Origin of the sequence: Streptomyces fuscigenes, assembly GCF_021556455.1 — a bacterium.
Taxonomy (GTDB): domain Bacteria; phylum Actinomycetota; class Actinomycetes; order Streptomycetales; family Streptomycetaceae; genus Streptomyces; species Streptomyces fuscigenes.
Window position 1 is genome coordinate 1 of record NZ_JAKGCV010000622.1, and the last position, 2,500, is coordinate 2,500.

Consider the following 2,500-nt stretch of genomic DNA (forward strand, 5'->3'; position numbering starts at 1 on the left):
CGCTCTCCGGGTGCACCGCGGCGAGGCGCCGCCCGCCGGGGTACGGGCAGGGCCGGGCGGGCCCGTCCGGCGCCGACGGCACGGGCACCCGCGGCAGAGGCAGCACAGACCGCACCGGGGAGACCGCCGGGCGCACCCGTGCCGCCCAGGCCACTCGTGCCGCCCGATGTCGCACACGTCACTCGCGGTCGCACAGGTCACTCGCACCGCTCGCCTCGCGGTCGCCGCGGGCGGCGGCGCTGACCGGGGCGCGGCGCCGCCCTCCGGTGCGGGCTCGCTGCCGACGTGGCTGGTGCCGGCGCGGTCGACACCGACACGGCCCGCCCCTGCCGTCGGTGTCGGGTGTCCGGTGTCGGTGTGGATCGCGCCGCTGCCGCCGGCCAAGGATTCGCGGGAGCTCGCGGGGCGCTCCCGCCCCGAGCGCGGTGTGGCGGTGCGGGCGGTGTGCCGGGCGGTGTGCGTCTGCCCGGGGCGGCGTGCCACCCACCGGCAGGCGCACACCGCCGGTGTGAGTGCGCCGCCCGGGCTGCCCACGAGCACCGCGGCTACCGCCGGAGCCGTCCCACTCCCGGTGGCCCGCCCGCCGTCCGCGCGGACACAACACACTCTTTGCGCGCCGGCCGCCTCCCGCGCTTCCCCTCGGGGAGCGGCGACAGGCAACACTGCTCAGCTCCCGGTGCTGACCCAATAGCGCAACTTCTCCCCGCGCCGGTCCTCGAACCGGCCGTCCACCGCCTCGATCACCTTCCGCGAGGCGACGTTGGCGGCGTCGCACGTCACGAGCACCTGGTCGAGGCCCAGTTCACGCGCGACCGGCAGCGCACCGCGCAGCATCGCCGTCGCGTGGCCGCGCCGCCGCGCGGTGGGACGCACCGAATAACCGATGTGCCCGCCGTATTCGAGGAGGAACGGTGTGAAGCGGTGCCGGATCGACAGCCGCCCGAGGAACTCGTCGCCGTCGACGAACCACAGGTGTGTGCAGGGCACCCACCCCTCGACGCGCGGGGTCTCCTCGTACCGTTCGGCGTTGAGTCCGTCCACGTAGGACGCGAACACCGCGGGGCTCGCCCAGTTCGCGCCCCAGCGTTCCAACTCCTGTCCGGCGACGGCCTGTCCGCTGTCGCTCTCCTCGCCCGTGACGAATTCCTGGATGGCGGCGAGGAACGACGCCCGGTACCGGGCGTCGGGGGCGACGAGGCGAGGCGGCATCGGCCCATTCTGCCGCGCGCCGGACGGCCCGATCCGCCGCGTTCCCCCGGACGGCCGCATCCCGGTGCCCGGCGGAGGGAGTGCCGCCGCGAGCGGGCGGCGGGTGCGGGAACCGGCCCCGGCCGCCCGGGGGGTGAGGGGGCGGCCGGGGCCGGAGTCGTGGCCGGAACCGCGAGGGGCGCGCGGTCCGGTCGCGCCCTTCGTTTTGGCCACCACTCACAGTAGCGCCATGGACACGTTGCGCACTCGGCGTGCGCTCACTCGTCACGCGGCACGGTGACATGCCGCGACGGGGGCGCCTGGTGAGTCGCTCGTACGGAAGGAACTCGCACATACGCGGGTTTTCCCGGGCGGCCCACGGCGCCCACCCGGCACGCGCCGGACCGCCACCGGCAGGAGGGGTGGCACCGCGCACCGGCCACGGAGGACGGACCGCGAAACGGGCCGATGGGCGAGCGGGCGGACGTACGGCATGCGGACCCCGACCGGAGCGCCGCCCCGGCCGCCCTGCCGCGCCGTCCCCCCGCTCCGGCGCCCGTCCGTGATCGGGTCGGACCGCCCGCCCGGCGCCACCGGCTCGCGGCGCGGGGGCCGTTGGCCGCGACCCGGGCCTGCACACCGCGCTCCGCGCCCCGTTCGGCCCGCCGTACCGGTTCCGGACCGCCTGGGCCGGGCCCGCCCGACGGCCCGCGGGCCACGGGCCGGCCGTGCGGAAACCTCCCCGTCCGAACGGTCCCGAGTGATCGATTACGTCCATCCGGACAAACGAGATGAACGGGAAGGGGTTTAAACCTGTCGTTCAAGACGTCTAGTATGAACAGCTCGTGAAGCATCATGCCGCGACCCGGCCGTGGGGGGCACTGCCGGTCGTGGGGCGCTTCACCTGGCAGGGCGACCGGCCGGCGCTCGGTACGGCCGCGGCGCGACTGGTCCTGGGTGTGCTCGTCGACGCACGACCCCGAGCTGACATGGGAACGGTGGAGCGTGTGCGCTTGGACCGCTTGCGCGGAGTCGGCGCGCCCTCGTGGAGGGCGGGGAACGACTTCATGATCACAGTTCGCCGCCGGGAACGCGAAGCCGGGGTGTCCAGGTCGTCCCGGCGGGAGCTTCCCCACCGCTCCCAGGGGTGGGCCGCCGGCACAACACACCGGGCGCCGCACGCCCGTGGGCGCGTCCGGACCGGACGGACCTGCGCCGGTCCCGCCACGGCGTCCCGCAAGGCCCGGGACACGCGGCCGGGCGGCACCGCCGGGCGCGCCGCACACCGGGCCCGCGCGACCGGTGCCCGCGG

Annotated in this window: 1 protein-coding gene; it reads right to left on the reverse strand. The window is 76.3% G+C overall.

Features of this window, described 5'->3' with window-relative positions:
* Positions 1 to 666 precede the first annotated feature (666 nt).
* Positions 667 to 1,209, reverse strand: a complete 543-nt coding sequence (locus L1885_RS27060; protein ID WP_235799789.1) for a GNAT family N-acetyltransferase — start codon at positions 1,207 to 1,209, stop codon at positions 667 to 669.
* Positions 1,210 to 2,500: the final 1,291 nt, after the last annotated feature.

Bases quoted from the DNA above. Each gene is read 5' to 3' on its own strand.
- L1885_RS27060 (WP_235799789.1), bottom strand. From the start codon at position 1,209: ATGCCGCCTCGCCTCGTCGCCCCCGACGCCCGGTACCGGGCGTCGTTC.